We start from the raw sequence: 24,118 nt of genomic DNA on the forward strand, positions 1-24,118 counted from the left end.
CGGCCGGCCGGATGCGAGACTTTGGCGCGAACGCACAGGTGAGGGAGAGGTCGATGGACGAGGCGCGGGCGCGGGAGATCCTGGCCGAGGCAGGGCTGCCGGTCGCGGAGGCGCGGCTGCTCGCTCTCGGGGAGAACGCGGTCTTCGCGGTGGGCGAGCTGGTGGTGAAGGTCGGCCGGGACGCGGAGCTGTTCGAACGCGCCGGCCGGGAGCTCGCCCTGGCCTCCTGGCTGGAAGCCGCAGGGGTTCCGGCGGTGCGGGCCGCCGAGGAGAAGCCCCGGCTGGTGGACGGGCATCCGGTCACCGTCTGGCACCGGTTGCCGGATGCGGTCCGGCCGCCGGAGCCGCGTGATCTCGCGCCGCTGCTGCGGGCCGTCCACGCCCTGCCCGAGCCGGCCGGATTCTCGCTGCCGCGCCGGGAGCTGCTCGGCGGGGTCGAGCGGTGGCTGCGGCTCGCGGGCGACGCGATCGACCCGGCGGACGCGGCGTTCCTGCGGGAGCGGCGGGACTCCTTCGCCCCGGCGGCGGCCGCGCTCACCCCGTATCTGACCCCGGGTCCGATCCACGGGGACGCCCTGCCCCGGAACGTCCACGTCGGCCCCGACGGTCCGGTCCTGGTCGACCTGGAGACCTTCTCCTCGGATCTCCGCGAGCACGACCTGGTGGTCCTCGCCCTCTCCCGGGACCGGTACGGCCTGGACCCGGCGGCGTACGAGGCCTTCACCGAGGCGTACGGGTGGGACGTCCGGGAGTGGGCGGGGTGCGCGGTGCTGCGCGGGGCGCGGGAGACCGCGAGCTGTGCGTGGGTGGCCCAGCACGCGCCGTCGAACCCGAAGGCGCTGGCCGAGTTCGAGCGCCGGGTGGCCTCCCTGCGGGACGGTGACCCCGAGGTGCGCTGGTACCCGTTCTGACATCATGTCCCCTGCCGGAACCGGCCTGTGAAACGGGGTGTTGGGATGCGTGTCGAACTGTGCGAGGTGACCCTCGACGTCGAGGTGAGCGGTGAGGGGCCGGCCGTGCTGCTGGTGCACGGCTTTCCCGACAGCCACCACCTGTGGCGGCATCAGGTCCCGGCACTGAACGCGGCCGGGTTCATGACGGTCGCCCCGACCCTGCGGGGCTTCGGCGCCTCCGACCGTCCCGAGGGCGGCCCTGAGTCGTACCACCCGGGCAAGCACGTCGGCGACCTCGTCGAGCTCCTGACCCGGCTCGACCTGGACCGGGTCCATCTGGTCGGCCACGACTGGGGTTCGGGCATCGCGCAGGCCCTGACCCAGTTCTTCCCGGACCGGGTGCGGAGCCTGAGCGTCCTGTCCGTGGGGCATCCGGCGTCGATCCGGGCCGCGGGCTGGGAGCAGCGGCAGCGGTCCTGGTACATGCTGCTGTTCCAGCTGGCCGGGCTCGCCGAGGACTGGCTGGCACGGGACGACTTCGCCCATCTGCGGGACATGCTGGGCGAGCACCCGGACGCGGAGGCCGTGATCGAGTCGCTGCGGGCGCCGGGCGCGCTGACGGCGGCGCTGGACATCTACCGCGCGGGTATCCCGCCTGAGGCCCAGTTCGGCGCCGAGGCTCCGGTGGTCCCGCTGCCGGAGTCCGTCCCGGTGATGGGCGTGTGGTCGACCGGCGACCGATTCCTCACCGAGCGCTCGATGTCGGGGACGGAGGCCCATGTGTCTGGCCCGTGGCGCTACGAGCGGGTCGAGGACGCGGGGCACTGGCTCCAGCTGGACCAGCCGGAGAAGGTGAGCGAACTGCTGCTCTCCTTCCTCAAGGAGAACTCCTAGCCCACCGCGACGGCCGTCCGCAGGGGCCACGTGGAGTCGACGACCGCCTCCGCGTCGCCCTTGCGGCGCAGGAAGTCCTGGAAGTTCTCGGCCCAGGCGCGGTACCAGCCGATCTGCCGCTCGTGCAGCTCGGCCGGGTCAAGACCGGCCACCTGAGGGTGCCGCTCGGCTATCGCGACGGCCACCCGGACGGCGGCGAGCGCGTCGGCGGCGGCCTGGTGGGCGGCTTCGAGCACCACGCCGTACTCCCCGCAGACCGCTTCCAGGGTCCGCTTGCCGCGCCGGTAGCGGTCGACGGCCCGGTCGATGGTGTACGGGTCGACGACCGGTCCGATGCCCGTCCCGCCGAGCCGCTCCTCGAGGGAGGGCAGCCCGTGGCGGCGCAGTTCGGCGGCGAGGAGCGTGAGGTCGAAGGAGGCGTTGTACGCGACGACCGGGACGCCGTCCTCCCAGTACGCGGCGAGGGTCCTCGCGATCTCGTCGGCGACCTCGCGGACCGGCCGGCCCTCGGCCGCCGCGCGCTCGGTGCTGATGCCGTGGATCGCGGAGGCCTGCTCCGGGATGCGGATGCCCGGGTCGGCGAGCCAGTCCCGCCGGTGCCGGACCTGTCCGCCGCCGTCGACCTCGACGATCGAGGCCGTGACGATCCGGGCCTCCAGCGGTTCGGTACCGGTCGTCTCCAGGTCGAAGCCGACCAGCGTGTCGCCGTGCCAAGCCATCGGGTCCTCCTTACGTGATCTCCCCCGTGGTGCTGACCACCCTCGCACGCACCACTGACAACGCCTCCGGCTCCCCCGGCGCGACGTCAGGAGACGGGCCGTGAGTCGAGCCAGACCGACTCGAATTCCTCCCGGTATGTCTCGAAGAGTCCGTGATCCCCGTCACGGGACGGCTGTCCGTGCCGGACGACGTTCCGTCCGCCGCCGCGCAGGACGAGGACCGGCGCCTCCATGCCCCGGGCGCGGCGCAGATAGGACTGGACGACGCCGACGCCGTCCGGCCCGTCGCCGTCCACCAGGTAGGCGGTGAAGCGGGGGGTCTCGTCGAAGACGTGGATCTGGAAGGCGCCCGGGTCGCGGAGTTTCGAGCGGACCCGGCGCATGTGCAGGATGTTCATCTCGACCGAACGGCTCAGCTCGCCCTTCTTCAGGCCGAGTTCGCGCTCGCGGCGCTTGACGGCGCTGCTCGCGGGGTTGAGGAAGAGGAGCCGGGTCCGGCAGCCGGACTCGGCGAGCCGGACCATGCGGCGGCCGGAGAAGTTCTGCACGAGCAGATTCAGGCCTATGCCGGTGGCGTCGAGGCGCCGGGCCCCGCCGAAGAGGTCCTCGGCGGGCAGCTGCCGCTGGAGCCGGACCCGGTCGGGGTGGACGGAGACGACGTCCGCGTACCGGTCGCCGACGAGGTCCTCGACCGCGTCCACGGGCAGCCGGTCGGCGGACGGCACCCCGGCCCCGCTGCCGAGGATCTCCAGGATGCGGGCGGAGGCGCGCTCGGACTGGGCGAGGACGGTCAGCGAGAGCGCCCGGTTGCGGGAGACCACGTTCCGCGTGACCTCCAGCTCATCGAGGGCGAGCTCGACCTCGCGCCGGTCGTCGAAGTAGGGCTCGAAGCAGGGCCAGTGCTGCACCATCAGCTCGCGCAGCTGGGGCAGCGTGAGGAAGCTGAGCACGTTGTCGTCGGCCGGGTCGAGCAGGTAGCCCTTGCGCCGGGAGACCTCGCGGACGGCGACGGCCCGCTGGACCCACTCCTGGCCGGCGGGTCCCGCCGCGGCCACCACCCACTCCTCGCCGTGGACCGGTTCGTACACGGGCCGCAGGACGGCGGCGACGACGGCCCGCAGCCGCTGTTCGACGAGATTCAGCCAGATGTAGGCGCGCCCGGCGCGCTGGGCCCGGGTGCGGACCTCGCTCCAGGCCCCGGCGTCCCAGTCGAGCTCCGCCCCTATCTCCACCGGCCGGCCGACCGTGACCGTGCCGGGCGGCACGGCCGTCCCCGGAGGCGCGGCCGCGCCCGGCGGTGCGACCGCTCCGGACGACGCCTCCGCGGGGTCGGCCGGGCCCCCCTCGTGACCCGCGTCACCTGGGGGCAGCTCCAGACCTCCCGAGCTCACCCGCGCACCGCCTTCTGCTCCCGGACACCCCTTCCGGCGGACAGGATGACCATGTGACAACGATCAAGGAAGGGTACTCCGCGAGCGGGAGGCGGTGCAGCAGGATCGTCAGGCTGCTCGCTCAACTCCCCAGATCGGGCTGCCCGTTCTGGGAGGCGAGATCGGCCGGAGTGAGCGGATTCATAGCGGTTACGTCCCGGGGCGCGAGCTGGAAACCCTGCCAGTGGACCGGCATCGGCTGCTGGTCCTCATCCCGGGCGACGTGGTGGAACCCGATGTTGACCCACACGGAAGGCTGGGTCAGCGTCTCGCCGTTGACCCACCTGTCCACGCTGTCGCCGGCGCCCTGCGCGCAGTTGCCGATGTTGTTGCTCGCGAACTTCTCGCAGGCGCGGGACTGGGTGAAGTACACGTCGTGCTTGGTGAAGCCGCGGCCCGCGTGGGTGTCGGTGTGGCCGGGCACGATCTCGTACGAGCGGGCGTGACCGTCGGCGTTCTTGCCGGTGCCGCTGACCACCCGCCACCAGCGCATGTTCTTCGCGTCGCCGGCGAGTTCCTTGGTGATGACGGTCCGCTTCGTCTTCACGGTGGGTCCGCCGCCGCCGGCGGCGGGCGCGGTGACGGTGGAGTCGAACTGCTCGATCCGGTCCTTGGTGGAGCCGTCGAGACCGAAGTCGAGCTTCCAGAAGACGTTGTGGGCGTGACTGGTGGCGTAGCCGCGGGCGCCCTTGCCGAGGGGCCAGCCGCGTCCGTCGGTGGCGTTGTAGTCGACGGGCGAGAGGCTGCCGGTGGCCCCGACGTTGGCGCCGATGGTGCCGTCGGCGGTGAAGCGCCACTCGGTGATGTACTCGTACCAGCCGACCTTGTTGACGGTGTAGACGAGCAGGTCCTTGGCCTGGGCCTGCCAGACCCTGGAGCCGTTGTCGCTGGCCATGCGGTACGCGTGCCCACGCGCCCGCGTGGTGGTGCACAGGCCCTTGACGTCGCCGACGTCGACCACCTTGACGGTGGTGAGGGTGCCGCCGGGGCACTCGGCCGGCTTGAGGTTCTGCAGGCCGTAGCCGAAGCCGGCGCCGGTGAGGTCGTCGTACTCGGCGCCGCCGTCGTCGTAGGGCACGTGGATCTGGGCGAGCCGGGCGCTGGTGAGGACCTTGATGGGGGCGGTGGCGCCGGGCGGCTGGTAGGTGACCCGGTCGAGCGTGAGCCCGGCATCGGTGTCGTAGCGCCAGCACATGCGCCAGGTGGTGCCGCCGTCGAGCTTCTGCGTGATGCGGTACGCGGCCGAGCAGTCGGGCGTGGCGGGGGCCGGCGCGGCGGTCGCGCCGGTCGCGGGTCCGGCGGCGGCCGTGACGGTGCCGAGCAGGGCGGCGGCGGTCAGGACGGCCCCCCGCCTGCGGGTGTGAAGCCTCCGCCGCGTGGACAGGCTCGACTGCGTGGACAGGTTGCGCTGGGTGGACAGAGTGCGCTGGGTGGACATGGGGAGGTACTCCCTCGTACGTGTCATGAGGCTGCGGTGAGTCCCGGCCGGTGGTCAGCCGACGCGGGTGACGGTCCTCGCGGAGAGGTCGACGATCAGGTTCCGGGTGTCGATCCAGGCCCCGTTGAGGACCTTGGTGACGAGCCGGACGCACCGGTGCTCACCGCAGCGGGCGAGCTGCTCGGGCACGTGTGCCTCGCGGTAGGTGCGGTAGACGTCGCCGTTGAACCACAGCTGCTTGCTGGAGGTGAGCTCCTTGCCGGTGGCGTCCTTGTAGTCCTCCTTGACCCCCTTGCCGAGCGGGCCGGCGAGGATCAGCTCCACGGCCTCGCGCAGTTCCTCGGGGTGGGCGGAGGGCTGGACCCCGCGCTGCGCTCCGGACTTCTCGACCTTGCCGGTGTCGAGGTTGACGGTCTTCGTGATCAGCTCGTCCCGCCCGTAGTCGTAGAGCCGGACCTCGGCGCGGCGGGAGGTGTCTCCCGGCTGCGGGTCGGCGAGCCGCGTGCCGAGACGCTGGGGGCCGCGGCCGCCCGAGACGTCCTGCTGGGCGGAGGCGGCGGGCGGAGCCAGCGCCAGCGTCTCGGCCCTCGCGAGCTCGTCGTCGGTGAGCGGGTCGCTGCCGACCCCCTTGTCCCCCTCGGCCGCGGGCGGGACCACGGTGGCCGGCCGGGGCGCGGAACCCGCGGCCCGCTCACCGGCCTCCCCCTCCCCCTGTCCGGAGGCACCCGAGGCACCAGAGGCCCCGGACGTGCCGGCCGCCGCGGACGAACCCCCCGCCACGGCGCCCCGGCCCCCCGGCGTGTCGTCCGCTCCCGCCTGGCCCGGCAGGCTGATCGCGACGGCGACGGCGGTTCCCGTCACCGCCATGGCCGCTCCGGCCACCACCTTCCCCAGGTGGCGGCGCGCTATTTCGTACACACTTCCCCCTCGTTCCCCCTCTTGGGCTCCGGTCACCCGGTAGGACGGGGCGAAGTCCTAGGAGGTTGCGCCTCTTTCGGGCAGGATCTGGCCGAAGAACAGCTATGAAACCCGGACAGAAGAGGAAGAGTCGTATCCATGCAGGTCTGGCCGGGACAGGCGTACCCCTTGGGCGCCACCTATGACGGAGCGGGAACCAACTTCGCGGTCTTCTCGGAGGCCGCCCACAGAATCGAGCTGTGTCTGCTCAATGACGACGGCTCGGAGACGGCGGTGGAACTGCGCGAGACGGACGCCTTCGTCCGGCACGCCTATCTGCCGGGTGTGATGCCCGGTCAGCGGTACGGGTTCCGGGTGCACGGCCCGTACGCGCCGGAGCGCGGGCTGCGCTGCAACGCGGCGAAGCTGCTGCTCGACCCGTACGCGCGCGCGGTGTCGGGACAGATCACCTGGGGGGAGGCGGTGTACGGCTATCCCTTCGGGCGGCCCGACGCGCGCAACGACCTCGACTCGGGCCCGCACACGATGGCCTCGGTCGTGGTCAACCCCTACTTCGACTGGGGCGACGACCGGCGCCCCCGCACGGAGTACCACCACACGGTGATCTACGAGGCCCATGTGAAGGGCCTCACGATGCTGCATCCGGACCTTCCGGAGGAGCTGCGCGGGACGTACGCGGGGCTCGCGCACCCGTCGGTGATCGGCCATCTGAAGGAACTCGGCGTCACGGCTCTCGAGCTGATGCCCGTGCACCAGTTCGTGAACGACCACCGGCTCGTGGACGCGGGTCTGTCCAACTACTGGGGCTACAACACGATCGGGTTCTTCGCCCCGCACAACGCCTACGCGTCCTGGGGCGACCGGGGCCAGCAGGTCCTGGAGTTCAAGTCGGCGGTCCGGGCGCTGCACCAGGCGGGCATCGAGGTCATCCTCGACGTGGTCTACAACCACACCGCCGAGGGGAACCACCTGGGCCCGACGCTCTCCTTCCGGGGCCTGGACAACCCCTCGTACTACCGGCTCTCGAACGACCGCCGGTACTACACGGACACCACCGGCACCGGGAACTCGCTGCTCATGCGCTCCCCGCACGTGCTCCAGCTGATCATGGACAGCCTGCGGTACTGGGTGACCGAGATGCACGTGGACGGTTTCCGCTTCGACCTGGCGGCCACCCTGGCCCGCCAGTTCCACGAGGTGGACCGGCTGTCCTCCTTCTTCGACCTGGTGCAGCAGGATCCGGTGGTGAGCCAGGTGAAGCTGATCGCCGAGCCGTGGGACGTCGGCGAGGGCGGCTACCAGGTGGGCAACTTCCCGCCGCTGTGGACCGAGTGGAACGGCAAGTACCGCGACTGCGTGCGGGACCTGTGGCGCGGCGAGCCGCGGACGCTCGCGGAGTTCGCCTCCCGGCTGACCGGCTCCTCCGACCTCTACCAGGACGACGGGCGGCGTCCGCTCGCCTCGGTCAACTTCGTGACCTGCCACGACGGTTTCACCCTGCGTGACCTCGTCTCGTACAACGACAAGCACAACGAGGCGAACGGCGAGGGCAACCGGGACGGCGAGAGCTACAACCGTTCCTGGAACTGCGGGGCGGAGGGCGAGACCGAGGACGTCGGGATCGCCGAGCTGCGCGCCCGCCAGATGCGCAACTTCCTCGCCACGCTGATGCTCTCGCAGGGCGTGCCGATGCTCAGCCACGGCGACGAGTTCGGGCGGACGCAGGGCGGCAACAACAACGCGTACTGCCAGGACAACGAGGTCTCGTGGGTGCGGTGGCCGAAGGAGAACAGCGAGGTGGAGGGCACGCTGCTGCGCTTCACGCGCGCGATGGTCCGGCTGCGCCGTGACCATCCGGTCTTCCGTCGCCGCCGCTTCTTCCACGGCCGGCCGGTGGAGGGCACGCACGACGAGCTGACCGACATCGCCTGGTTCACGCCCGAGGGCGAGGAGATGACGTCCCGCGACTGGCAGGCGGCGCACGCCCAGGCGTTGACGGTCTTCCTCAACGGCAACGCCATCTCGGAGCCGGGCACGCAGGGCGAGCGGATCGCGGACGACTCGTTCCTGCTGATGTTCAACGCCTCGTCGAAGGAGCTGGAGTTCGCGGTCCCGGACAGCCACGGGCGCTGCTGGCGCACGGTGGTGGACACCTCCGACCCGGAGGGGATGCCGCCGAAGGAGGGCCCGGAGCTGGCGGCCGGGGAGCGGGTGACCCTCGCGCCGCTCAGCCTGACCGTCCTGCGGAGACCGGCCTGAGCCTCCGTACGGGAGTCGGGCAACTGGTCTGAGTTCTCGTACGGGAGTCGGGCAACCGGTCTGAGTTCTCGTACGGGAGTCAGGCAACCGGTCTGAGTTCTCGAACGGGGGTCGTCACCCGCACCGACCAGGACAGCACCGCGCAGGCCACGGCCGCCCCCACCGCCACCGCGAAGGCGGCGGGGGCGCCGTGGCCTTCGGCGAGCCGGCCGGAGACGGCGAGGGCGAGGGCCTGACCGCCGACGATCCCGCTGGTCAGAAAGGCCATCGACTCGGCGAGCCGGGCGGCCGGCACGATCCGTTCGGTCAGCCCGAAGACGGTGATCAGGTGCGGGGCATAGGCCGCGCCGAGGACGACGACCACCGCGTACAGCGCGCCCAGCGAGCCGACGGACAGCAGCGGTACGGAGAGGACGACGAGGCCCGCGGTCGCGGCGCGCCAGCGGGTGACGAGCCCGATCCGGGCGGGCACGGCCGCCATGGAGAGGCCGACGGCGGCGCTCATCACGCCCATGGCCGCGTACGCGAGTCCGGCCTGGGCGGGCGCTCCCAGCTCCTCGGTGAGGGCGGTGATCCCGGCCTGCGAGGCGCCGAACATGGCGCCCTGGAGGACCATCGTGCCGCGCAGGGCGTACGCCGATCCCGGCAGCCGCGTCCGTTCGGCGGCACTCGTTCGGGTGGAACCGGAGGGCTTCGAAGCGGTCGCGCGAGCCGTCGGATGGAGCGCGAAGGCGCAGCCGCAGACGGCCAGGAGGAGCGCCGCCAGGAGGAGTGCGGCGGCCGGGTGGGCGAGGGCGGCGGCGAGGCCGACGAGAGCCGGGCCGAGGACGAAGGAGACCTCGTCGAGGGTGCCCTCGAAGGAGAGCACCGTGCCGACGAGCCGGTCGTCCGCGCCGGAGCGGCGGGCAAGGGCCACGGAGCGGGTCCGGGCGAGCGGCCCGACCTGGGGGACGGTGGCCCCGGCGAGGGCCCCGAGCGCCATGAGCGGGCCGGTGGAGATCTCGGCGAGGGCGGCGAGGACCAGGGCGGTCACGGCGACCGCGTTGGCGAGGGAGGCCGCGAGGACGACCCCGCGCTGGCCGTGCCGGTCGGCGAGCCGCCCGATGACGGGCCCGGCGAGGGTCTGTCCGGCGGCCAGCGCGCCGCCCGTCAGGCCCGCGGCGGCGAGCGAGCCGCTCGTCTCGGCGACCAGGAGGAGACTGCCGAGCTGGCACATGGCGGTGGGGAGCCGACCGAGGAACGAGACGACCGGCAGGGCCGGTCCGAGCAGGGACAGCGTGTCCCGGTACATGCGGAGCATCACGCGAACGTAACGCGATGCACTCGAACGGGTGCATGGGGCGATGACACAGAAGCCCTCCAGCGGGGTACGTACGTTCGCATGACGCCCATTCCACCCACGTCGACCTACCGGCTGCAGCTCCAGCCGGAGTTCCCGTTCGCGGCCGCCGAGCGCGCCGTGCCGTACCTGGCCGGCCTCGGGGTCTCACACCTCCACCTCTCCCCCGTCCTGGAGGCGATGCCCGGCTCGACCCACGGCTACGACGTCACCGACCACCGGTCCGTACGGGCCGAGCTGGGCGGCGAGGACGGGCTGCGGGCCCTGGCGGTGACCGCGCGGGCACACGGCCTCGGGCTCGTCGTGGACCTGGTGCCCAATCACATGGCGGCCTCCCCGCGCCACAACCACGCGCTGCGCGAAGTGCTCCGCGAGGGCCCCGACTCGCCGTACGCCCGCTGGTTCGACATCGACTGGGGGGCCGGGGACGGCCGGGTGCTGCTCCCCGTGCTGCCCGCGCGGCTTCCGGAGGTACGGGACCGGTTCCGGGTCTCCGGCGGGACCCTCCACCTGGACGGCCAGGAGTTCCCGCTCCGGGCGGGCACCGAGGAGCTGCCGCTCGACGAGCTGCTCGACGCCCAGTGGTACCGGCTCGGCTGGTGGCGGCTCGCCCGTACCGAGCTCGGCTACCGCCGCTTCTTCACCATCTCGGACCTCATCGGAGTACGGGTGGAGGACCCCGAGGTCTTCGCGGCGAGCCACGCGAAGATCGTGGAGCTGGTCGCCGACGGGGTGATCGAGGGGCTGCGCATCGACCACCCGGACGGACTCGCCGATCCGCAGGGCTATCTGGAGGACCTGGCGGCGGCGACCGGGGGACGCTGCTGGACGGTCGTGGAGAAGATCCTCACGGGAGCGGAGACGCTGCCCGCCGCCTGGCCGGTCGCGGGCACCACGGGGTACGACGCGCTGCGGCAGGTCGAAGGGGTGTTCACCGACCCGGTGGGCGCCGACGAACTCGCGGACCTCTACCGGGAGTTCGTCGGGAAGGCCGGGGACCGGGGCGGCCGCTGGGAGGCGACCGCGCGCCGCGCCGCGTACGAGGTGGTGACGCACGACCTGGCCGCGGAGACCAACGCGCTGACCCGGATCGCCGGCCGGATCTGCGCCGCCGACCCCGAGCTGCGGGATCACGCCCCCTGGGCGCTGCGCACCGCCATCCGGGAGCTTCTCGTCCGGGTCCCCGTCTACCGCCCCTACCGGACCGGCGGCGAGGAGGTGCTGACCGCGGAGGCGGCGCGCGGCGCGAAGGCCGCCTTCGCGGTGGAGGAGGAGGCGACGGCGGTCGACGTCGTTCGGGAGCTGGCGCTCGGGGCGCGGGGCGACGGTCCGGAACACCGGGCGTTCCGCGCGCGGTTCGCCCAGACCTCGTCCGCGCTGCGGGCCAAGTCCGTGGAGGACACCGCCTTCTACCGGTACACCCCGCTCCTGTCGGCGAACGAGGTCGGCGGCGACGCCGGGCGTCCGGCGGTGCCGGTGGAGGAGTTCCACGCGTACTGCCTGCGGATCGCCCGGGACTGGCCGGCCACCGGCACCGTGCTGTCCACGCACGACACCAAGCGCAGCGCGGACGTCCGGGCCGGGATCGCGGTGCTCGCCCAGTGCCCGGACGTGTGGGCGGAGCTCCTCGCGGAGGTCGCCGACGTGCCCGCGCCCGACGCCCATGTGGCGTGGACGGCCTGGCAGACGGCCTTCGGCCTCGGCACCCCGGACCCGGACCGGCTGGGTCCCGCGATCCTCAAGTCCGTGCGCGAGGCGGGGCTCAGGACCAGTTGGACCGAGCCGGACACGGAGTACGAGCGGGCGGTGGCCGAGTTCGCGGCGGCCGGTCCCGGCCGGATCCCGCTCCGGGCCGCCTCGGAGGCCGCCTTCGCCCTGGAGCCGCACATCCGGGCCCACGCGCTCGGCGCGGCGCTCGCGCAGCTGACGATGCCGGGGGTGCCGGAGCTGTACCAGAACACGGAGCGGGAGTACCGGGCGCTCGTCGACCCGGACAACCGCGCGCCGTTCGCGGTCGGCCCGGAGGACGAACGGACGGCCCTGGTCCGGGCGGCGCTGCGGCTGCGGCGCGCCCACCCGGAGGCCTTCGGCCCGGACGGCACGTACGTCCCGCTGACGGCGGAGGGGCCGGCGGCCGCGCACTGTCTGGCCTTCGCCCGCTCCGGCCGGGTGATCACGGCCGTGACCCGGCTCTCCCTGCGGCTCGCGCAGGCGGGCGGCTGGCAGGACACGGAGCTGGTGCTGCCCGAGGGGCGCTGGGGCGACGCGCTCGACGGCGTACGGGAGTTCACGGGCGGGCCCGCGACGGAGGTGAAGCTGGCGGAGCTGTTCGCGGAGCGGCCGGTGGCGCTGCTCGCCCGGCTGGAGTGAACAGCGGCCCGGCCCCATGACAAGCTGATGATCATGACAAAGGATCAAACCGGCCGGCTCATCGGCGCCGCCTTCGGGCTCGTCTTCGTCCAGGCCAACGCGGGCGCTCTGCCGACGGCGGTCGCCACTCCGCTGCGCCTCCTCGCGATCGCCGCGTTCCTGGGCGTGGTCGTCTTCGGGCGGCGGCGCGGCCGGGCCGCGCAGGCGCCCGAGGCGGCCACAGGGGCCGGAGCCGCCACCGGTGCCGAAGCCGACGGCGACACCGGGGCCGTCACCGGATTCGGGCGCCGCTACTGGTACGTGGTGGCGGCCGAGGTGCTCGGGCTCGCGGTCGGGCTCCTGGTGATCAGCCGCGTGCTGCACCTCCCGCAGGCGGCCGTGGGCTGGATCGCCTTCGTCGTCGGCGTCCACTTCTTCGGCCTGGCGGCCGCCTGGCGCCGGCCGGCCCTGCACGCCCTCGCCGCCTCGCTCACGGCCTGCGGGGCGGCGGGCCTGGTCCTCGCGGCGCTCGACGCCCCGGCCGCCGTCATCGCGAGCGTCGCCGGAATCCTCCCCGGCGCGCTCCTGATGGCCTCGGTCTGGCGCTCCGGACAGGATCCCGCCGCGTCCGCGGGCCGGGTCCTGTCCGGAACCCGGGGGTGATCAGGAGCGGGAGGCTCGGGTGACCTCGCACTTGGTGTACTCGGAGCCGTCGCCGGATCCCGGGTACGAGGTGGTCATTTCGACGCTCCTGGAGGCGCTCGCCTTGACGGCGATGGCGGTCGTCCTGGCGGTGGCCGGGACGGCGGTGCCACCGGCGGCGCCGGTGAACTTCATGCTGACGTCGTAGTCGTAGTCCATGAGGCCGTCGTTCTTGATGGTGATCCGGGCGACGAGGTTCTTCGTCGCCGGGTCGTACGTGCACTCGTCGATGGTCACGTCGCGCGAGGCCTTGTCGGCGCTGCCGGCGCCGCCGGACACGGAGCCGCCGGAGGTGCTGCCCGAGCCGCCGTCGTTGTCGCTGTGGTTGCTGCCGCTGCTGTGGCTGCTTCCGGAGCTGCCCCCGCAGCTGCCGCCGTGCGAGCCGCGGGCACCGGTCAGGGCGACCACCGCGATGCCGAACACAGCGATCGCGCGGACATGACGCATCTTCATGTTTGAATCCCCGTTGGAAGTGGTAGAACGAAAGCTCGTTTTGACGAGCGCACGTCACCCTAACAGCGGTCCCGGGGCCCCTCAGCCGCCCGGACGGACGATCAGACTCCGGGGGGCCCGCGTGATGAGCCCCGTGGCTGTGGGGCGGAAACCGTCGGCGAGACGCAGTCGGGGCATGGCCGTGAAGAGGGCGCGCAGGGCGTACTCCGCCTCGAGGCGGGCGAGCAGGACCGCCGGGCAGAAACCCGCCCCGTACGTGAGCTGGCCCGGGTCGTCGCGGAACGGGTCGAAGCGGTCGGGCTCGCGGAAGCGTTCGGGGTCGCGGCCCGCCGAACCGACGAGCAGGGCGACGGACGCGCCCGCCGGGACGACACCGCCGCTCACCGGCACCTCGGCGCTGGTGCGGCGCACCGCGATCTGCACGGGCGGGTCCCGGCGCAGCGACTCGGTCCAGGCGCGGGCGACGAGTCCGGCGGGTGCGTCGCGGAGGGCGGCGACCTGGTCTGGGTCGGCGAGCACGTTGCCGAGGAAGGAGGCGAGCGCCTTCTCGCGTACGGCGATCTGCCCGCCGCACTCCCCCGCCAGCGCGCCCGCCGCCCGGCCGCGTACGAGCCGCATCATGTCGCGGTAGGGCACGCCGACGGCGGCTGCGACGATGCCGGCGGGCAGCCAGTGGCAGAAGTCGGTGACCAGGTCTGCCTGGGACCGTTCGGCGATCCGGCGGGCCAGGACGTGGGCGGTGCGTTCGGTGACCGCGCGCAGGGCCTCCATGTCGACGTCGACGTGGGCCCGCGCGCACGGCGGGTCGCCGGGCCGGTGCCCGTGCGTGAAGCGCGAGTCGGTGAGCGCGGTGGCCACGTCCGCGTACCGGCTGAGGACCCAGGCCCGCAGCAGCGGGTCGTACGTGAGGGGGAACCGCTCGCGCAGGGTCCGGTGGATCCGGTGCGGGTCCCGCGTGGCGCCCGGGTCGAGGGGGCTCGGCGCGACGGTCCGCCCGCCGGGCGGGACGGGGCCGGCGGCGGCGGGGTCGGCCAGGGGGCGTACCCGACCGGCGGCGGGTGCCGGGCCGGGCGTGCGGCGGCGGCGGCGGGTGGCGGGTGCCGGCGCCATGGACGGCAGCCGGGTCCAGGGGTCTCCGGAGGGCCGGTCGTTCCCCGTGCCCCGGTTCGGCTCGCGGTTCGGCGCGTCGCTCATCTCGACCCCTGTCGATCGGCGGTGGGTGCCGCGGCCGGAGAACGTGGCGCGCGTCTTCCCAGACCATCACCGCGCGCGCCTCAGCGCCCGCCGCGTACCGCCGGACGAGTGAACATCAAGGGGTCAGTCGTGCGACAGCCGGAAGGACATCTGGCCGAAACCGACGACGTCCCCGGGCCGCACCACCACGGCGCCGGTGACCCGCCGCCCGTTGACGGTGGTGCCGTTCGTCGAGCCGAGGTCGCGCAGCACCCACAGGCCGCCCTGCAGCGAGAGTTCGGCGTGCAGCCGGGAGGCCGTCTCGTGGCTGAGCCGCAGCCCGTTGACCGGGTCGCGGCCTATCCGCAGCGGGTACGGGCCGGGGCGCGGCAGCAGCAGCTTCGGCAGCCGCTCCGCGCTCCAGGCCCGCCCGATCCGCGCCGTGAACGCGGACATCCGCTCGACCGCGCCGACCACCCGCCGGGTCCAGGTGCCCTCGGTCCGCAGGTCGGCGGTGAGCAGGGCGAGTTCGTCGGGCCTGCGGGCCTGGAGCGCGCGCTCCATCCGGAAGAGGAAGGTGTCGTGCGAGAGGCGGCCCTGGGCGGCGCCCTCACGGAGCAGCACCAGCGCGCGGTCCCGCTCGGCGTCGGTCAGCCGAGGGGAGTTCGCCGGAAGCTCGAAAGGGGTCGTCACACCCGAGATTGTCGGCCCGTCGGGCCCGAAGTGTCCAGAAGCGCCGCTGACCTGGAGAAACTCCCGGGCGGCCGCGGCGCCGTAGCTGTTACGGTCTGCGGGCTCCGCACCCAGCGATCCCCCGGGGGACACACGACGTGACCACGTCTTCTTCGACCGCGCTCCACCACGACCTCGTCATCCGCCCGCTCGCCGGGCCCGGGGAACTCGACCTGTTCCTCCGCCTCACGTACTCGCTCGACCACGAGCTCGCCGACGACCTCGTCACCGGCCGCCGCCTCCCCGCGTGGATGTGGGTGGCGCTCGACGGCGACCGGCTCCTCGGCCGGCTCGCCTGGTGGACCCACGCGGCGGGCTCCGCGCCCCAGGCGCTCGACTTCTTCGACCTCGCGCCGGAGCTGACCCCGGAGGAGTGCGCCGAGATCGGTCTGCGCCTCCTGGAGACGGCGACGGCCGCGGTGGTCCCGGCCGGCGAGCGGCGCCCGGAGTTCGGGCGGTTCCTGCCGGCGGACTGGCGCGAGGTCCCGGAGACCCGCTCCCGGCTGGAGTCCCTGTTCTCCGTCCTGGAGCGCACGGGCGCCCGGCCGCTGGTCGAGCGGCTGCGCCTGGAGTGGCGCCCGGGCACCCCCGTGGCGGAGCCGACGGGACGGCTGGAGTTCCGTCCGGTGCGGGACCGCGAGGACCTCCTCGCGCTGATGACACCCGTGATGGAGGGCACGCTCGACGCGCACGGCCAGGCCGATCTGGCCTCCGGCCTGTCGGCGCGGAAGGCGGCGGAGCTGCACTTCGACGAGGAGCTCGGCACCTACTCCTCGCCGCGCGCCTGGTGGCGGATCGCCCAGCTGCCGGGGAGCGGCGAACCGGTCGGCTTCGTCGTGCCCGCCCGGAACAACTACCACCACACCATCGCGTACATCGGTGTGCTGCCCGCCCACCGCGGGCACGGGTACATCGACGACATCCTGGCGGAGGGGACCCGGATCCTGGCCGCCGCGGACGTGCCCCGGATCCGGGCGGCGACGGACCTGGGGAACGTGCCGATGGCGGCTGCCTTCGCCCGGGCGGGCTACGTGGCGTTCGAGCACGCGATCAACTACGTGTGGGACGCGCCGGGCGCGTCGGGGTCCTGACTGCCAGGATGGTCGCGGTGGTGGAGTGACTGGACCGTCGACGAGGGGATTCCCGTGCTCTTCGAGGTGTGGGCGCCGAACGCCCGTGACCGGGTGACCCTGGAGCTGAACGGCTCCGGTCACCCCCTGGACCGGGACGCCGAACGGGACGGCTGGTGGTCGGGCGTGGTGCCCGCCGTGGACGGCGACCGGTACGGCTTCTCGCTCGACGGCGGGCCCGTGCTCCCGGATCCGCGCTCACGCCGGCTGCCCGACGGGCCCGACGGGCTGAGCGCGGTCGTCGACCACGCGGCGTACACCTGGCGGCACGACTCCCCGCGCCTGCGGCTGCGCGGCGCCGTCCTGTACGAGCTGCACGTCGGCACCTTCACGCCGGAGGGAACGCTCGACGCGGCGGCCGCGCGGCTCGGGGAGCTCGCGGGCCTCGGCATCACCCATGTGGAGCTGATGCCGCTGTGCCCGTTCCCCGGGGTGCGGGGCTGGGGGTACGACGGGGTGGCGCCGTGGGCGGTGCACGAGCCGTACGGCGGGCCGGAGGCGCTGAAGCGGTTCACGGACGCGGCGCACGGGCTCGGCATGGGCGTGGTCCTGGACGTGGTGCACAACCACCTGGGCCCCTCGGGGAACCACCTCCCGTCCTTCGGCCCGTACTTCACGGAGACCCACCACACGCCGTGGGGCGCGGCGGTGAACCTGGACGCGCCGGGCTCGGACGAGGTGCGGGCGTACTTCCTGGGGAGCGCGCTCGCCTGGCTGCGGGACTACCGGATCGACGGGCTGCGGCTCGACGCGGTGCACGCGCTCGCCGACACGCGGGCGCTGCACTTCCTGGAGGAACTGTCGGAGGCCGTCGACGAGCTGGCGAAGGAGCAGGGCCGCCAGCACTTCCTGATCGCGGAGTCGGACCAGGCCGATCCGCGCACCACCGCCCCGCGCTCGCTCGGCGGTCTGGGCGTGCACGCCCAGTGGAACGACGACTTCCACCACGCCCTGCACACCGCCCTGACCGGCGAGTCCCAGGGCTACTACGCCGACTTCGCGCGCGCCCCGATGGCGGCGCTCGCCAAGACGCTCACCCGCGTCTTCTTCCACGACGGCACGTACTCCGCCTTCCGGGGCCGTCACCACGGCCGTCCGGTGCACCGGGAGCGCACCCCCGCCCACCGTTTCCTGGGCTATGCCCAGACGCACGACCAGATCGGCAACCGGGCCCTCGGCGACCGCCTCTCGGCCTCGCTCTCCCCCGGCCTGCTCGCCTGCGCGGCGACGCTCGTCCTCACCGGCCCCTCCGTGCCGATGCTGTTCATGGGCGAGGAGTGGGGGGCGAGCACGCCGTGGATGTACTTCACCGACCACACCGACCCGGAGCTGGCAGAGGCCGTACGGCGGGGCCGCAAGCGGGAGTTCGCCGCGCACGGCTGGTCCGAGGACGAGGTGCCCGACCCGCAGGAGCCGGCCACCCGCGACCGTTCGGTCCTCGACCGCGACGAACGCGGACGGGACCCGCACAAGCGGCTCCTGGCCTGGCACCGCCGGCTCATCGCGCTGCGCCGCACGCTGCCCGATCTGACGGACCCGGACCTGGCGGGCGTGAAGGTGGCCTTCGACGAGGAGGCCCGCTGGCTGGTCTTCCGGCGCGGGGACCTGCGGGTGGCCGTGAACCTGGGCAAGGAGCCGGCGGTGATCCCGCTCGGCTCGAACGGCCGCGACCGGGTCCTGGCCGCCTGGGACGAGGTCGACCCCCCGGCGGCGGACGGCCTGCTGCGCCTGCCCGGCGAGTCGTCGGTGGTCCTCACGGACGGCTGACCGGGCCGTCGGCGGGCTCTACTCGACGATGGCCATCTCGCGCGGGGTGTTGTTGAAGCGGCGTCCCGCGCCGTCCTCGGTGGCCGTCACGATGTCCTCGATGCGGACGCCGAAGCGGCCCGGGAGGTAGACGCCGGGCTCGATGGAGAAGCACATGCCGGGGACGATGGGGAGCTCCTCGCCCTCGATCATGTACGGCGGTTCGTGGGTGGTGACGCCGATGCCGTGGCCGGTGCGGTGGATGAAGTAGTCGCCGTAGCCGGCGTCCGTGATGACCTTGCGGGCCGCCCGGTCGACCTCCTGGCAGGCGACCCCGGGGCGTACCGCCTCGAAGCCGGCCTGCTGGGCCTCGCGGACGAGGTCGTGGACGCGCCGCTCCTCGTCGGTGGGCTCGCCGACGTGGACGGTACGGGTGGTGTCGGAGCCGTAGCCGTGCTTGAGACCGCCGAAGTCGAGGACGACCATGTCTCCGCGCTCGATGACCCGGTCTCCCGCCTCGTGGTGCGGGTCGGCGCCGTTGGGCCCCGAGCCGACGACGGTGAAGTCGACCTGCGAGTGGCCGGACTCCATGAGCAGCCGGGCGAGGTCGGCGGCGACGTCGGTCTCCTTGCGGCCGGCGAACCGGACCTTGAGGATCTCGCGGTACGCCTGGTCGGCGGCGGCTCCGGCGGCAGCGATCCTGGCGAGTTCGTGGGCGTCCTTGACGCCGCGGAGCATGGGCAGGGCCTTGGTGAGGGAGACGTACGAGGTGCCGGGCAGGGCCTGCTGGAGGCCGAGGAGGTGCATGGCCCAGGCGTTGTCGCTGATCCCGAACCGGCCGTCGGCGTCGAGGAGCGGGGCGGTGACGGCGTACGGGTCCGTGCCGTCGGTCCAGTCGCGCAGGGTGAGCGCGGCGGCCCCGGCGGCCTTCTCGGCGTCGGGCGCCTCGAGGGTCGGGACGACGAGGACCGGTTCCCGGCCGGCGGCGAGGACGAGGACGGTGAGGCGCTCGGTGATCGCGGTCGGCCGGTAGCCGGTGAGGTGGACCAGATCGGGTCCGGGGGCGACGAGGACGCCCGCGAGGCCGGCGTCGGCGGCGGCCTCGGCGGCCCGGGTCATCCGGGCCCGGTAGTCGTCCGCGGTGAAGGGCGCGACCTCTTCGGATGCGTCCGTGCTCGGCATGGGGGCTCCTTCTCGACGTCCTCGGCTGTCGCGTCGTACGGCATCCTGCCGGGCGGGCGCGCGGGACGCGAGCGGGTCAGCGGCGGTCGGGTCCCTGGGCGATGAGCCGTTCGAGCAGCTCGTGGAAGTCGTCGCCGACGACGATCCGCAGGTCGCCGCGCTCCGCGTCGTGCTCGCTGAGCTGGGTGAGCGTGCCGTCCCGCCACCAGAAGACGTACGGGCTGATGGCGCCCGGCACGTCCTCGTACCCGGAGGCGGCGAACGAGGCCATCGCGCCGAGGGCCGGGATGATCGAGGTGTCCCGGATGGGGTGGAAGGCGAGCTGGTGCCGGAAGGGCAGGGCGACGAGGGCGCCGTGCTCGCCGAGCGGGAGGCCGGTGACGCGCTGGACGACGCCGTCGAGGTCGAGGACGCGGCTCGCGGTGTAGAAGGAGTCGCCGAGGATGATCTCGAAGCACATGCCGTCGGCGTCGCGGACGGTCTCGTGCTCCTCGACGGGCAGCCCGCGCAGATTGCGCAGGGCGCGGGCGCGCAGCTGCTTGTGGTCCCCGAGCCGTTCGAGCGCCTCGTCGGTGAGCATCATGACGCTCTCCGGCAGGTCCAGGGCGAGGACCTCGTACAGGCCGGGGGCGACGGTCCTGGCGTAGCCGAAGGCGCCGGCGTCGATGCCGTCGCCGCTGACGACCCGGGGGTAGAGCTGGGCGCGGATCTGCTCGGGCGGCAGGGTGTCGAGCGCGGAGGGGCCGTCCATGGCCCGGACGACGAGGCCGATGTGGCGCTGGATCATGCCGGGCCAGACGCGGGGGCCGCGCCCGTCCTGGTGGCAGACGGCGGCCAGGTTGCCGAGGCCGAAGCGGCGGCCCTTGTCGTCGATGACGTGGTCGGCGTAGACGGTGACCTCCAGGCCGAGTTCGGCGAAGGTCTCGCGGACCCGGCCGCGGAAGAGCGCGGCCTCCCGCTGGGAGAAGTACGCGAACTCGGGGTCCCTCGGTGCGTCGTCGCCGTCCCGCCTGGGTCCTCGTCGCAGCCACCCCACGCCCGCCCGCCTTCCCTCGCCGTTGCGCACAGGGTAGCGACTGCGGGTGTCAGCTCCTGAGCCGTCGGGCGAACTCGGCCACCGGCCCGCCCGCTTCGCGTCCCGCCGCCGCCGGGAGGAGGAGTTCGGTGCGGTGGACGAGGCGGGGCGCGACCAGGGGGACGGCGGCAGCGCCGGGGACGCCGTCCGTCGCGGGCAGCGGCAGGAGGGCCAGGCCGTGCCCGGCGGCGGCCAGGGCGGCGAGGGTGCGGCTGTCGGTGCCCTCGTAGCGCAGGGCGGTGCGGAAGCCGCGTCCGGCGGGCCCGCCGTGGACGGCGCGCAGCCGGTCGAGGGGGATGCCGGCGGAGGGCGCGTCCAGCCAGCGGGCGTCCACGAGGTCGTCGAGGCGGAGGCCGGGGCGTCCGGCGAGGGGGTGGTGGGCGGGCAGCACGACGGCGAGGGGTTCCTCGGCGACGCCGCTCGCGGCGAGCGGGGCGACGTCGGGCAGTCGCAGCGGGTCGCTGGGGGCGGCGATCCCGTCGACGAGCCCGGCGTCCGCCTCTCCGGTGGCGACGGCGGCGGGCACCCGCTCGCGGGGCAGTGCGCGCAGGGTCACCCCGGTGGCGGGCAGCGCCGCGAGGGTACGGGGGGTGAGGGCGAGCGGGGAGGCGGCGACGGTCAGGGTGGCGCGGGGCGCGGCGGCGAACCGGTCGAGGTCGGCGCGGGCCGCCTCGAGCCGGAGCAGGAGCGCCCCTGCGTGTTCGAGGAGCCGTTCCCCCGCGGGGGTGGGGGCGACGGGTCGCCGGGTCAGCAGGGGCAGTCCGAGGTCGCTCTCGAGGGCGGCGATGTGCTGGGAGACGGCGGACTGGGTGTAGCCCAGCTCGCGCGCGGCCTCGGAGAAGGAGGCGAGCCGGGCGACGGTGACGTACGTCCGGAGGAGGTGCGGGTCCATGCGGCTCTCAGGACCCGTCGGGGGCGGTGAGGAGGGCGCGGGCGTAGTACGCGAGGGAGCGGTTGTAGCGGGGCAGCAGGGGCGCGAGGGCGCCGAGGGCGAGGGCGGCGGCCTCGCGGTCGCGGCCGGTGTCGGCGAGGGCGAGGGCGAGGAAGGCGTCGACGGCGCCGGAGAGGGCCTGCTCGTCGGCGTCGAGCCGGTCGGCGGGCAGGGCCCGTTCGGCGGTGAGGAGTTCGACGCTGTGGTCGGGGCGGCCGAGGTTGCGCAGGCTGCTGGCGAGCTGGATGACGGCCCGGCGGCGGCGCAGTCCGGTGAGGCCGAGGCCGAGGGCGCGGCGGTAGAGGGTGACGGCCTCCTCGGGCATGCCGGTGGAGTCGTGGGCGGCGCCCTGCTCGAACACGGCGGCCGGGTCGTCGGCGGACCGCTCGGCGGCGAGGGCGGCGACGGCGGCGCGGAAGTCGGCGGGCTCGTGGTCGTCGAGGCGCTCCCAGAGCGCGGCGACGCGGGTCTCCCAGTCCTGATCGTTCGTCATACGGCCACCCTAGCCGGACCTTCATAAGCATCCGTGATGGAGAGTGCAGTGATCATCGTTGGACGTGAACCGGGGTGGCCGCCCAGCATGGTGGTCATGAACACGAACACGCACACCCCCCGCATCGCCCTGGTCGGCGACCGCTCCCCGCACGTCCGCTCGCACGTCCGCATCCCCGTCCTCCTCGACGCCCTCGCCGAACGCGACGGGCTCGCGCTCGACGCGTACTGGATCCCGACGGGCGACGCGGAGGCCCCGGGCGCGGTGAAGGGCTTCGACGCGGTGTGGGTGCTGCCGGGCAGCCCGTACGCGAGCGAGGCGGGGGCCCTGGCGGCGATCCGTACGGCCCGCGAGGACGGCATCCCGTTCCTCGGCACCTGCGGCGGCTTCCAGCACGCCCTGATCGAGTACGCCCGGGACGTCTGCGGCCTGGAGCGGGCGGCGCACGCCGAGAACGACCCGGCGGCCGACGCGGACGACCTGCTGATCGCGCCGCTCGCCTGCTCGCTCGTGGGCCACGAGGGCGTCGTACGGGTCACCCCGGGCTCGCTCGCCGAGCAGGCGCTCGGCGCGGAGCGGACGACGGAGCGCTACCACTGCAACTATGGCCCGGACAGCCGGCACCTGGACACCCTGCGCGCGCACGGCCTCCGCTTCACGGGCGCGGACGAGGAGGGCGGGATCCGCATCGCGGAGCTCCCCTCCCACCCCTTCTTCCTGGCGACCCTCTTCCAGCCGGAGCTGTCGGGCGACGGCACGCTTCCCCACCCGCTGATCCGTGCGCTGGCCGTGGCGGCGACGGAACACGCGGGCGGCGGGGTCCGGTAGCCCGCGGCCCATGGGGGGCACGGGCGCGGCGGGGGGCTGTCGCGGGCCCGACGAAGGCGCGGCGGGGAGCGGCCGCGGGCCCGCGACCCTCGGGGCCGACCCTTGCCCGCCCCTCCCCCGGACCCTCGTTCGGACAACCGACCCGCAAGGGTCACCCCCCGCCACGACGCGGGTCGGCACGGGTGGGTTCCTACCGCTTGCGCGTATTACGTTGAGGTTATGCCGTCCATCGCACTCGTCACCCTCCTCGTCCGTGACTACGACGAGGCCATCGCCTTCTACACCGACGCCGTCGGCTTTGAACTCGTCGAGGACACCGACCGGGGCGACGGAAGCCGGTGGGTCGTCGTCCGCCCGCGCGGCGCGGCCGGTGTCGGCGGCCTCGGCAACGCCGGGCTGCTCCTGGCCCGCGCGAAGAACGAGGACGAGGAGGCCTCGGTCGGCAATCAGACGGGCGGCCGGGTCGGCTTCTTCCTCCACACGGAGGACTTCGCGGGTGACCACGAGCGCATGACGGCGGCCGGCGTGAAGTTCCTGGAGGAGCCGCGCCACGAGTCGTACGGCTCGGTCGCCGTCTTCGAGGACCTCTACGGCAACCGCTGGGACCTGCTCCAGCCGGCGGACCCGACCGCCTGAGGCCGGACCCGCTCGCTACCCGCCGATCCCCGTGTTCCTCCGGCCGCCGCGCATGTTCACGACGGGGCCGAAGTGGTTCGTGGTGGTGTACTGCTCCACGACCGTGGTGAACTCGGCCGCCGGGTTGTCGATCGCGTTCACGATCTGGCCGGCGATCTGCCGCAGCTCCTCGATGGTCGGCAGGGTCACGATCACCGTCGCGCCGCCGGCGGTGTCGATCGCGAGCACCGGCTTCGACATCCGGAAGACGTCCTTGAGGGCGAAACCGGCGAGGACGAGCAGCGGGAGGACGGCCACGGGGTTGCCGTTCTCCCCGATGCGCGCCTCGCCCCCGGTGACGTAGTCGGCCGCGGCGTAGAGCAGGAGGGCCGCGAAGATCCACTTCATGAGCCGGAGGAGGATCTGGCCCACGTCGGGCTGGTCCTTGTAGGCCTCGACCCGGGTGATGTTGTGCAGCGGGAAGGCCGCGGGGCCCACCCACAGCATGCGGCGGCGGACCCGGAGATCGAGGACGCGTCTGCGGCGCGACCCCGACCCGATCGGTGGCATCGGCGGCACCGAGGGGGACGGCGGAGCGACCCGAGGCGACGCGCCCGCCGGTGGTGCCCCCGCCGGTGGTGCCCCCGCCGGCTGGGGCCACGCCGACGGGGGCCCCGCCGGTGGTCTCGCCCGCGCCGTCCCGTCCGTCCCCGTCCCGTCCGTCCCCGTCCCGTTCGGCGGCCCGTCGGGCGGTGGTGCCGACGGCGGTGGAGCGACGCTTCCCATGTGTTCCCCCGAAACCCTCTGTCCGTCCCACCC

General features: G+C 73.8%; 22 protein-coding genes. 9 read left to right on the forward strand and 13 right to left on the reverse strand.

Going from position 1 to position 24,118, the window contains the following annotated elements; genetic code table 11:
• The first annotated feature begins 53 nt into the window (after nucleotides 1-53).
• Both ACZ51I_RS30800 and ACZ51I_RS30805 read left to right on the forward strand, forming a co-directional pair.
• Nucleotides 54-911 (forward strand): phosphotransferase enzyme family protein, encoded by an 858-nt coding sequence (locus ACZ51I_RS30800; RefSeq protein WP_468882442.1) that lies wholly within the window; start codon nucleotides 54-56, stop codon nucleotides 909-911.
• Nucleotides 912-956: 45 nt separating this feature from the next.
• Complete coding sequence (locus ACZ51I_RS30805) at nucleotides 957-1,787, forward strand: alpha/beta fold hydrolase (RefSeq protein ID WP_468882444.1); 831 nt, start codon at nucleotides 957-959, stop codon at nucleotides 1,785-1,787.
• On the opposite strand, the gene ACZ51I_RS30810 is transcribed toward ACZ51I_RS30805, so the two are convergent.
• The 4 genes from ACZ51I_RS30810 to ACZ51I_RS30825 form a co-directional block, all read right to left on the reverse strand.
• Nucleotides 1,784-2,506, reverse strand: a complete 723-nt coding sequence (locus tag ACZ51I_RS30810; RefSeq protein WP_468882445.1) for an exonuclease domain-containing protein — start codon at nucleotides 2,504-2,506, stop codon at nucleotides 1,784-1,786. The genes ACZ51I_RS30805 and ACZ51I_RS30810 overlap by 4 nt on opposite strands.
• A gap of 86 nt (nucleotides 2,507-2,592) precedes the next feature.
• Nucleotides 2,593-3,897 carry an SAV2148 family HEPN domain-containing protein gene (locus tag ACZ51I_RS30815; RefSeq protein WP_468882447.1) on the reverse strand — a complete coding sequence of 435 codons (1,305 nt, stop codon included), beginning with the start codon at nucleotides 3,895-3,897 and terminating at the stop codon, nucleotides 2,593-2,595.
• Nucleotides 3,898-4,018: 121 nt separating this feature from the next.
• A complete protein-coding gene (locus ACZ51I_RS30820; protein WP_468882449.1) occupies nucleotides 4,019-5,374 on the reverse strand; it encodes a copper amine oxidase in 1,356 nt (451 codons plus the stop codon).
• 54 nt (nucleotides 5,375-5,428) lie between these two features.
• Nucleotides 5,429-6,292, reverse strand: coding sequence for a Tat pathway signal sequence domain protein (locus tag ACZ51I_RS30825; protein ID WP_468882452.1), 864 nt, complete (start codon nucleotides 6,290-6,292; stop codon nucleotides 5,429-5,431).
• Nucleotides 6,293-6,430: 138 nt separating this feature from the next.
• Here ACZ51I_RS30825 and glgX point away from each other — a divergent pair, with 138 nt between their 5' ends.
• On the forward strand, nucleotides 6,431-8,551 hold the full coding sequence (gene glgX / locus ACZ51I_RS30830) for a glycogen debranching protein GlgX (protein ID WP_468882454.1): 2,121 nt from the start codon (nucleotides 6,431-6,433) through the stop codon (nucleotides 8,549-8,551).
• A gap of 79 nt (nucleotides 8,552-8,630) precedes the next feature.
• Here glgX and ACZ51I_RS30835 read toward each other — a convergent pair whose 3' ends face one another.
• On the reverse strand, nucleotides 8,631-9,842 hold the full coding sequence (locus ACZ51I_RS30835) for an MFS transporter (RefSeq protein WP_468882519.1): 1,212 nt from the start codon (nucleotides 9,840-9,842) through the stop codon (nucleotides 8,631-8,633).
• Nucleotides 9,843-9,941: 99 nt separating this feature from the next.
• On the opposite strand from ACZ51I_RS30835, the gene treY reads away from it, so the two are divergent.
• Nucleotides 9,942-12,260 carry a malto-oligosyltrehalose synthase gene (treY, locus tag ACZ51I_RS30840; protein ID WP_468882521.1) on the forward strand — a complete coding sequence of 773 codons (2,319 nt, stop codon included), beginning with the start codon at nucleotides 9,942-9,944 and terminating at the stop codon, nucleotides 12,258-12,260.
• Nucleotides 12,261-12,293: 33 nt separating this feature from the next.
• Nucleotides 12,294-12,902, forward strand: a complete 609-nt coding sequence (locus tag ACZ51I_RS30845; RefSeq protein ID WP_468882457.1) for a hypothetical protein — start codon at nucleotides 12,294-12,296, stop codon at nucleotides 12,900-12,902.
• Here the strand turns inward: ACZ51I_RS30845 and ACZ51I_RS30850 are convergent, their stop codons facing one another.
• The 3 genes from ACZ51I_RS30850 to ACZ51I_RS30860 all read right to left on the reverse strand — a co-directional run bounded on the left by ACZ51I_RS30850 (nucleotide 12,903) and on the right by ACZ51I_RS30860 (nucleotide 15,260).
• Nucleotides 12,903-13,394, reverse strand: coding sequence for a hypothetical protein (locus ACZ51I_RS30850; RefSeq protein ID WP_468882459.1), 492 nt, complete (start codon nucleotides 13,392-13,394; stop codon nucleotides 12,903-12,905).
• Nucleotides 13,395-13,475: 81 nt separating this feature from the next.
• The gene (locus tag ACZ51I_RS30855) at nucleotides 13,476-14,588 is read right to left on the reverse strand and encodes a cytochrome P450 (RefSeq protein ID WP_468882460.1); all 1,113 of its coding nucleotides are present in this window, start codon (nucleotides 14,586-14,588) and stop codon (nucleotides 13,476-13,478) included.
• A 123-nt stretch (nucleotides 14,589-14,711) separates the two neighbouring features.
• Nucleotides 14,712-15,260 carry an FHA domain-containing protein gene (locus ACZ51I_RS30860; RefSeq protein ID WP_468882463.1) on the reverse strand — a complete coding sequence of 183 codons (549 nt, stop codon included), beginning with the start codon at nucleotides 15,258-15,260 and terminating at the stop codon, nucleotides 14,712-14,714.
• Between the two features lie 137 nt (nucleotides 15,261-15,397).
• Here ACZ51I_RS30860 and ACZ51I_RS30865 point away from each other — a divergent pair, with 137 nt between their 5' ends.
• Nucleotides 15,398-16,390 carry a GNAT family N-acetyltransferase gene (locus tag ACZ51I_RS30865; RefSeq protein ID WP_468882464.1) on the forward strand — a complete coding sequence of 331 codons (993 nt, stop codon included), beginning with the start codon at nucleotides 15,398-15,400 and terminating at the stop codon, nucleotides 16,388-16,390.
• Between the two features lie 54 nt (nucleotides 16,391-16,444).
• Nucleotides 16,445-18,196, forward strand: coding sequence for a malto-oligosyltrehalose trehalohydrolase (gene treZ / locus ACZ51I_RS30870; RefSeq protein WP_468882467.1), 1,752 nt, complete (start codon nucleotides 16,445-16,447; stop codon nucleotides 18,194-18,196).
• A gap of 18 nt (nucleotides 18,197-18,214) precedes the next feature.
• Here the strand turns inward: treZ and ACZ51I_RS30875 are convergent, their stop codons facing one another.
• The 4 genes from ACZ51I_RS30875 to ACZ51I_RS30890 all read right to left on the reverse strand — a co-directional run bounded on the left by ACZ51I_RS30875 (nucleotide 18,215) and on the right by ACZ51I_RS30890 (nucleotide 21,856).
• Nucleotides 18,215-19,357 (reverse strand): M24 family metallopeptidase, encoded by a 1,143-nt coding sequence (locus ACZ51I_RS30875; protein WP_468882470.1) that lies wholly within the window; start codon nucleotides 19,355-19,357, stop codon nucleotides 18,215-18,217.
• A gap of 76 nt (nucleotides 19,358-19,433) precedes the next feature.
• Nucleotides 19,434-20,393: a DUF1444 domain-containing protein gene (locus ACZ51I_RS30880; RefSeq protein WP_468882472.1), complete on the reverse strand. Its 960-nt coding sequence runs from the start codon at nucleotides 20,391-20,393 to the stop codon at nucleotides 19,434-19,436.
• 49 nt (nucleotides 20,394-20,442) lie between these two features.
• Complete coding sequence (locus ACZ51I_RS30885; protein WP_468882475.1) at nucleotides 20,443-21,324, reverse strand: LysR family transcriptional regulator; 882 nt, start codon at nucleotides 21,322-21,324, stop codon at nucleotides 20,443-20,445.
• A gap of 7 nt (nucleotides 21,325-21,331) precedes the next feature.
• Nucleotides 21,332-21,856 (reverse strand): tetratricopeptide repeat protein, encoded by a 525-nt coding sequence (locus tag ACZ51I_RS30890; RefSeq protein WP_468882478.1) that lies wholly within the window; start codon nucleotides 21,854-21,856, stop codon nucleotides 21,332-21,334.
• Between the two features lie 96 nt (nucleotides 21,857-21,952).
• Between ACZ51I_RS30890 and ACZ51I_RS30895 the strand changes: the two genes are divergently transcribed.
• Nucleotides 21,953-22,684: a CTP synthase C-terminal region-related (seleno)protein gene (locus ACZ51I_RS30895; RefSeq protein ID WP_468882480.1), complete on the forward strand. Its 732-nt coding sequence runs from the start codon at nucleotides 21,953-21,955 to the stop codon at nucleotides 22,682-22,684.
• 219 nt (nucleotides 22,685-22,903) lie between these two features.
• On the forward strand, nucleotides 22,904-23,320 hold the full coding sequence (locus ACZ51I_RS30900; protein ID WP_468882482.1) for a VOC family protein: 417 nt from the start codon (nucleotides 22,904-22,906) through the stop codon (nucleotides 23,318-23,320).
• Nucleotides 23,321-23,335: 15 nt separating this feature from the next.
• Here ACZ51I_RS30900 and ACZ51I_RS30905 read toward each other — a convergent pair whose 3' ends face one another.
• The gene (locus tag ACZ51I_RS30905) at nucleotides 23,336-23,869 is read right to left on the reverse strand and encodes a DUF6232 family protein (RefSeq protein WP_468882484.1); all 534 of its coding nucleotides are present in this window, start codon (nucleotides 23,867-23,869) and stop codon (nucleotides 23,336-23,338) included.
• Nucleotides 23,870-24,118: the final 249 nt, after the last annotated feature.

Source organism: Streptomyces sp. NPDC034084, from assembly GCF_055575535.1.

Bases quoted from the DNA above. Each gene is read 5' to 3' on its own strand.
- ACZ51I_RS30800 (WP_468882442.1), top strand. From the start codon at position 54: ATGGACGAGGCGCGGGCGCGGGAGATCCTGGCCGAGGCAGGGCTGCCG.
- ACZ51I_RS30805 (WP_468882444.1), top strand. From the start codon at position 957: ATGCGTGTCGAACTGTGCGAGGTGACCCTCGACGTCGAGGTGAGCGGT.
- ACZ51I_RS30810 (WP_468882445.1), bottom strand. From the start codon at position 2,506: ATGGCTTGGCACGGCGACACGCTGGTCGGCTTCGACCTGGAGACGACC.
- ACZ51I_RS30820 (WP_468882449.1), bottom strand. From the start codon at position 5,374: ATGTCCACCCAGCGCACTCTGTCCACCCAGCGCAACCTGTCCACGCAG.
- glgX (WP_468882454.1), top strand. From the start codon at position 6,431: ATGCAGGTCTGGCCGGGACAGGCGTACCCCTTGGGCGCCACCTATGAC.
- ACZ51I_RS30835 (WP_468882519.1), bottom strand. From the start codon at position 9,842: ATGTACCGGGACACGCTGTCCCTGCTCGGACCGGCCCTGCCGGTCGTC.
- ACZ51I_RS30845 (WP_468882457.1), top strand. From the start codon at position 12,294: ATGACAAAGGATCAAACCGGCCGGCTCATCGGCGCCGCCTTCGGGCTC.
- ACZ51I_RS30850 (WP_468882459.1), bottom strand. From the start codon at position 13,394: ATGAAGATGCGTCATGTCCGCGCGATCGCTGTGTTCGGCATCGCGGTG.
- ACZ51I_RS30855 (WP_468882460.1), bottom strand. From the start codon at position 14,588: ATGAGCGACGCGCCGAACCGCGAGCCGAACCGGGGCACGGGGAACGAC.
- ACZ51I_RS30875 (WP_468882470.1), bottom strand. From the start codon at position 19,357: ATGCCGAGCACGGACGCATCCGAAGAGGTCGCGCCCTTCACCGCGGAC.
- ACZ51I_RS30885 (WP_468882475.1), bottom strand. From the start codon at position 21,324: ATGGACCCGCACCTCCTCCGGACGTACGTCACCGTCGCCCGGCTCGCC.
- ACZ51I_RS30890 (WP_468882478.1), bottom strand. From the start codon at position 21,856: ATGACGAACGATCAGGACTGGGAGACCCGCGTCGCCGCGCTCTGGGAG.
- ACZ51I_RS30895 (WP_468882480.1), top strand. From the start codon at position 21,953: ATGAACACGAACACGCACACCCCCCGCATCGCCCTGGTCGGCGACCGC.
- ACZ51I_RS30900 (WP_468882482.1), top strand. From the start codon at position 22,904: ATGCCGTCCATCGCACTCGTCACCCTCCTCGTCCGTGACTACGACGAG.
- ACZ51I_RS30905 (WP_468882484.1), bottom strand. From the start codon at position 23,869: ATGCCACCGATCGGGTCGGGGTCGCGCCGCAGACGCGTCCTCGATCTC.